Genomic DNA, 6,100 nt, shown 5'->3' with positions numbered 1-6,100 from the left:
GCGCCCGTCGCGTCGTCCGGACGAGGCGTCGTCGCGACGGGGCCGTCGCCCGCCGACGGGGTCGGCGGGACCGCGGGCGGCAGCGGGCGTGGCATGCTCGGTGCCGTGACCGCACGCGCCGCCTGTTCCGTCCTCGTCGGCCGCCAGCGTGAACTGGCCGCACTGCGGGACGCGCTCGCGCGGGCCCGCGCCGGGGAGCCGACCACCGTCCTGGTGGGTGGCGAGGCCGGGGTCGGCAAGACCCGCTTGCTCGACGAGTTCGGCGGCGTCGCCGACGGGTCCCGACTGCTCGTCGGGCAGTGCCTGGAACTCGGCGAGGCGGGCCTGCCCTTCGCACCGATCGCGGCGGCGCTGCGCGCGGTGCTGCGCCGCGACGGTCCCGCCGTCTTCGACGGGTACGAGGCGGAGTTCGCCCGACTCCTGCCGGAGCTGGCCCGGGGCCCGCTCGGTGCCGCACCGCCCCCGGTCTCCGACGCTCCGCGCGGCTACCTGTTCGACCTGGTCGCCGAGCTGTTCGCGCGCCTCGCCGACGAGCAGCCGCTGGTGCTGGTCATCGAGGACCTGCACTGGGCCGACCGCTCCACCCGGGACCTGATCGGCTTCCTCGTCCGGGCGGCCCGCGCCGACCGCCTGCTGCTGGTCTGCACCTACCGCAGCGACGAGCTGCACCGGGGGCACCCGCTCCGGCCGTTCCTGGCCGAGCTGGACCGGGCCCGGGGCGTCGAGCGGATCGAGCTGGGCCGGCTGGACCGGGACGGCACCGGGGCGGTCCTGGCCGGCCTGCTGGGCGCCGAGCCGGCCGCCCGCGCGGTCGACGACATCCACGACCGTACGCAGGGCAACCCCCTGTTCATCGAGGAGCTGGCCGCCGCCGGTGACCCGATTGGCTGCGCCGCCCTGCCGGAGACGCTGCGCGACCTGCTGCTCGCCCGGGTGGACCAGCTTCCGGAGCCGGCGCAGCGGGTGCTGCGCATCGCCGCCGCCGGCGGAACCCGGTTCGCCCACGAACTGCTCGCCGAGGTCGCCGGACTGCCGGACGCCGAACTGGAGGACGCGCTGCGCGCCGCCGTCGCCGCCCAGCTCGTGGTGGCCGACCCGGAGGGGGACTACGAGTTCCGGCACGCACTGGTCCGGGAGGCCGTCCACGACGAGCTGCTGCCCGGGGAACACGCCCGGCTGCACGCCCGCTGGGCCGCCGCGATCGAGGCTCAGCCCCGCCTGGTCGCCGCCGGCCGCGCGCCCGCCGAGATCGCCCACCACTGGTACGCCGCGCACGACCACCCCCGCGCGCTGGCGGCCGCCCGGACGGCGGCCTGCGCGGCGGCCGACCGCTACGCGTACGCCGAGCAGAGCCGGCTGCTGGAACGGGCGCTGGAGCTGTGGGAGCTGGTCCCCGACGCGGCCGACCGGCTCGGCATGGACCACCTCGCCCTGCTGGAGGAGACGATCGCGGCGGCCACGACCGCCGGGGACTACCAGCGCGCCCTCACCCTGACCCGGGCCGCGCTGGCCGAGGTGGACGGAACGGCGGAGCCGCTGCGCGCCGCCCGGCTGCTCGACCGGCGCGGCCGGATGCTCGCCATGCTCGGCAAGAGCGACGGCGCCGCCGAGCTGCGGGAGGCGTACCGGCTGGCGGCCGGGGCGCCGGACGGCCCCCACCGGTTGCACCTGCTCGCCGACGTCGCCGCCCACGTCGCCCGCGTCGACCGGGCGGAGGGCGCGCTACTGGCCGCCGACGTGCTCGCGGCGGCGCGGGCCGCCGGTGCCGACAGCGCCGAGCTTCCGGTGCAGCTCGCGATGCTGCGCCGGGCCGACAACGCGCCGGACCTGGGCCTGGCCGAGCTGCGCCGCTCCGAGGCGCTGGCCCGGGCCGCCGGCACCGCGCCGGCACTGGTCAGCGCCCTGGTGCACATCTCCGACGTGCTGTTCGAGCTGGGCCGGTACGAGGAGTCGGCCCGCGCCGCCGCCGACGGCGTGACCGAGGCGCGGCGGGTCGGGATCAGCCGCTCGACCGGGGCGTACCTGCTGTCGAACCGGGCCGAGGCGCTGCTCGCGCTGGGCCGGTGGGCGGAGGCGGGCGAGGTGCTCGCCGACGCCGCCCGGATCGACCCGCCGGGCGTCACCGGCTCGCACTGGCTCCAACTGTGCGCCGCGCTGCGGTTGGCCCAGGGCCATCCGGCCGCCGACGAGACGATCGGCCGGTCGTTGAGCTTCCTCACCAAGCCGTACCTGCACCCGCACCAGCGGCTGCCCCTGATCGAGCTGCGGCTGGAGGCCGCCCTCGCCGCCGACGACCGGCCCGAGGCGCGGCGGGCAGCCGAGGCGGCACTGGCCGACAGCAGCATCGCCGACCATCCCCGGTACGGCAGGCCGGTGCTCACCGCCCTCGCCCGCGCCGCCCGCCACGTCGGCGACGACGATCTCGCCGCCCGGACCGCCGCCCTCGCCGCCACCGTGCCGGTGCGCTTCCCCGCCGAGCGGGCGCACGCCGCCCAGGTCGCGGCCACCCTCTCGGCGTCGATCCCGACCGCCGGCGTGGACGGTCCCGGCGACGGGGACACCCGGCCGGTGATCGTGCCCGCCGCCCGCGCCGCCGTGGAGGCCGGCGGCGCGGACGCGCTCACCCGGTGGCGGGCCGCCGTGGCGGCCTGGCGGGCCGACGGTCAGCCGTACCCGCTGGCCCGGGCGCTGCTCGCGCTGGCCGAGGCGGCCGCCGCGACGGGGGAGCGGGACGAGGTGGCGGCGGCCGTCGCCGAGGCAGCCGCGCTCGCCGACCGGCTCGGTGCCGCGTCGCTGGCCGAGCAGGCCGCGACCCTGGCCCGCCGGGTGGGGCTGCGGGGCGCGACCCGGGGCCGTCCCGGGGCGGACCTGCTGACCGAGCGCGAGCGGGAAGTGCTGCGGCTGGTCGCCGAGGGGCACAGCAACAGCCGGATCGCCGAGGAGCTGTTCATCTCGCCGAAGACGGCCAGCGTCCACGTCTCCCGCATCATCGCGAAGCTGGACGTGCACAACCGCGTCGAGGCGGCCGCCCTGGCCCACCGCCTGGGCCTCCTGACCGAAACCCACTGACCCACCACCCACCCACCCACCCACCCACCCACCCGCTGCCTCGGGTCGATCATGGAGTCGTGGTGGGCGTTCCGTCCTGACCGGTGCCGTTCTGTCCGGCACCACAACTCCAAGATCGACGGCGGATCAACGGTGGGGCAGGTAGACGTGCCAGCCGGGGACGGTGTGCCTGGTGAACCGGTCCGGTTCGGCGTCCAGGCGGGCGGCGAGGGGTGAGCCCTCCGGGGCCACCCAGGCCGCTCCGGGCGCCGCGTCCACCGCGCGTCGGTATGGGCGGTACCGGTCGTGGCCGGGGCTCAGGTCGTCGTCGACGACCGCGCAGAGGACGTCCTCCCGGGTGGCGAAGGTGAGCCGGTTGCAGGTCCAGTAGCCGCCGTAGACGTGCCGCACGTCCAGCGCGCGCAGGGCGCGCACGAGGTCGGCGTGCCGGGCCTCGGCGGCCCGGTACGCGGGCGCTGCGGCGACCGCCCCACCGGTGGCGACCGCCGCGGTGCCGAGCGTCGCGGCGAGCACCCCGACGGCGGCGGCCCGGCGGGCGGTTCCGGCCCGCCCCGATCGCCGCCGGGCCGCGTCCCACACCGGCCACAGCAGCACGGGTACGGAGATGAGCAGGCAGGACAGGTACCGCGAACTCTCGACCGGGGTACGGCCCGACGCGCTGCTCCCCACGTAGACGGCCAGCGTCAGCACGGCCCCCCCGACCAGGGCCAGCGCGAGGGCCGCGCCGACCGGACGGGCGGCCTCGTCGGATCGCCCGCCCGGGGCGCCCGGCTCGGCCGGGGCGCGCAGCCGGTGCCACGCCGCGACGGCGGCGGCGAGCAGGAGCAGCGGCAGGACGGCCGACCACCACAGCTGCCAGCCGGCGCAGCGGCCGGGCGAGCAGAAGCCGATGCCCAGCGCCGGCCCGAGCACCAGCGCGCCGTGCAGCCGCTCGGCCCAGCCGGCGGGCTGCCCGGCGCCACCGGCGGCCAGGACGGCGGCGAGCGGGCTGCGGCCCGACACGAGGCTGTCGACCAGCAGCGGTGCCGCACCGACCAGCGCGCCGAGACCGAGCAGGGCGCCCGCCCGGCCGCGCAGTTCCCGCCACCGGAACGCCACCAGCACCGCCCCGGCGGTGGCCACGTACGGCAGGACCAGCGGGTCCACCCACACCAGCAGGCCGGCGAGGAACCCCCACACCGCCCAGCGGGGCAGCCGGCGTCCGGGCCGGCCGGCCGCCAGGTCGTACGCGAGCAGGACGAGTGCCACCCCGGCGGCGTTCATCTCCGGGTACCCGCCACCGGCGATGAGCTGGTTCTTGACGACCCGGTCCGAGCCGAACGCGAGCAGCGCCGCGACCAGCAGCCCGTACCACCGGTCCCCGGTGAGCCGCACCGCGAGCCGCCAGGCCAGCAGCACGAACACCGCGTACAGGGCCAGGGTGGGCAGGCGCAGCGCCAGGGTCGACGGGCCGGCGAGCGCGAACAGCGGTGCGGCCAGGTACGCCTCGAGCGTCCCCATGTACGCCTGGCCGTAGAACCAGACCGGGAACTCCCGCCCCTGCGCGATGTGCAGGGCGGCGAGCCCCATGGTGGCCTCGTCGCTGTTGGTCGGGGGCGTGTCGTGGAGCAGCAGGCCGAGGCGGTACGCGACCCCGGCGAGGACCGCCACGAGGGCCAGCGCGTCGGGCAGCCGGGACCAGCGGGCCCGCGGCAGCGCGCGCAGCGCGGCGCGGTGCTCCTCGCGTACCCCGGTGGTCATGGGCCGATCATGGCACCCGGCGGGCGGTCCGCGCGGCGCGGTGCCCCACGCGGCGGCCGGGTGTCGTCAGCCGGCGGTGCCGACCGGGGCGGCCTGGCGGGCCTCCAGGGCCTGTTGGTAGAGCCGGCCGGCGCGGTACGACGAACGCACCAGCGGGCCGCTCATCACCCCGGCGAAGCCGATCTCCTCGGCCTCCTCGCGCAGCTCGACGAACTCCTCCGGCTTGACCCACCGCTCGACCGGGTGGTGGCGGGGGGAGGGGCGCAGGTACTGCGTGATGGTGATCAGCTCGCAGCCGGCCTCGTGCAGGTCGCGCAGGGCCTGGGAGACCTCGGCGCGCTCCTCGCCCATGCCCAGGATCAGGTTGCTCTTGGTGACCAGGCCGTCGGCGCGGGCCTGCCGGATCACGTCGAGGGATCGCTCGTAGCGGAACGCGGGCCGGATCCGCTTGAAGATCCGCGGCACGGTCTCGACGTTGTGGGCGAGCACCTCCGGCCGCGACCCGAACACCTCGGCGAGTTGCTCGGGGACGGCGTTGAAGTCGGGGATCAGCAGCTCGACGCCGCAGCCGGGCTGGAGGGCGTGGATCTGCCGGACGGTCTCGGCGTAGAGCCAGGCCCCGCCGTCGGGCAGGTCGTCGCGGGCGACGCCGGTGATGGTGGCGTAGCGCAGGCCCATCGAGACCACCGACTCGGCGACCCGGCGCGGCTCGTCGGCGTCGAACTCGGCCGGCTTTCCGGTGTCGATCTGGCAGAAGTCGCAGCGGCGGGTGCACTGGTCACCGCCGATGAGGAAGGTGGCCTCCCGGTCCTCCCAGCACTCGTAGATGTTGGGGCAGCCGGCCTCCTGGCAGACGGTGTGCAGCCCCTCGCGCGAGACGAGCCCGCGCAGCTGGGTGTACTCCGGGCCCATCTTGGCCTTGACCTTGATCCACGGCGGCTTGCGCTCGATCGGCGTCTCGGCGTTGCGCGCCTCGATCCGCAGGAGGCGCCGCCCCTCGGGGGCGGGCGTCGCGGTGCGCGATGCCTGGCCGGTCGTCGGCGCGGAGTGCTCGATCGTCACAGAACCGAGCCTACGCCCGACGGCACCTGTCGATGTACGTCGGGCGACCGCCATCACGCCCCGAATGTTGTGACGCCGGACACCCGGGTGGAAAAATCTCCGTCACAGTCCCGTCGCCCGGGTGCTAGCGTGCGCCGCAGAGCTGCGACGGAGCCGAGTAGCGCCCCGACCCGCCAGTTGAAGAGAGCCGCCGGTTGCTGCGAGGCGGTCTGGCACCGGTGCGCGAAGA

3 protein-coding genes are annotated in these 6,100 nt (G+C 76.8%); 1 reads left to right on the top strand and 2 read right to left on the bottom strand.

Going from position 1 to position 6,100, the window contains the following annotated elements; genetic code table 11:
• The first annotated feature begins 93 nt into the window (after positions 1-93).
• Positions 94-3,069, top strand: coding sequence for an ATP-binding protein (locus HCJ94_RS30925; RefSeq protein ID WP_168001908.1), 2,976 nt, complete (start codon positions 94-96; stop codon positions 3,067-3,069).
• A gap of 126 nt (positions 3,070-3,195) precedes the next feature.
• Here the strand turns inward: HCJ94_RS30925 and HCJ94_RS16490 are convergent, their stop codons facing one another.
• Positions 3,196-4,809 (bottom strand): glycosyltransferase family protein, encoded by a 1,614-nt coding sequence (locus HCJ94_RS16490; RefSeq protein ID WP_168001907.1) that lies wholly within the window; start codon positions 4,807-4,809, stop codon positions 3,196-3,198.
• A 66-nt stretch (positions 4,810-4,875) separates the two neighbouring features.
• The gene (gene lipA / locus HCJ94_RS16485; protein WP_168001906.1) at positions 4,876-5,925 is read right to left on the bottom strand and encodes a lipoyl synthase; all 1,050 of its coding nucleotides are present in this window, start codon (positions 5,923-5,925) and stop codon (positions 4,876-4,878) included.
• Positions 5,926-6,100 lie beyond the last annotated feature (175 nt).

This window comes from Micromonospora thermarum (assembly GCF_012034245.1).
GTDB classification, from domain to species: domain Bacteria; phylum Actinomycetota; class Actinomycetes; order Mycobacteriales; family Micromonosporaceae; genus Micromonospora; species Micromonospora thermarum.
The sequence above is the reverse complement of the archived record's forward strand: the minus strand, read 5'-3'. Positions and strand labels throughout refer to the sequence as shown.

What these genes read in the sequence shown, in the direction of transcription:
- HCJ94_RS30925 (WP_168001908.1), top strand. Translation starts at nt 94, where the DNA reads ATGCTCGGTGCCGTGACCGCACGCGCCGCCTGTTCCGTCCTCGTCGGC.
- HCJ94_RS16490 (WP_168001907.1), bottom strand. Translation starts at nt 4,809, where the DNA reads ATGACCACCGGGGTACGCGAGGAGCACCGCGCCGCGCTGCGCGCGCTG.
- lipA (WP_168001906.1), bottom strand. Translation starts at nt 5,925, where the DNA reads ATGGCGGTCGCCCGACGTACATCGACAGGTGCCGTCGGGCGTAGGCTC.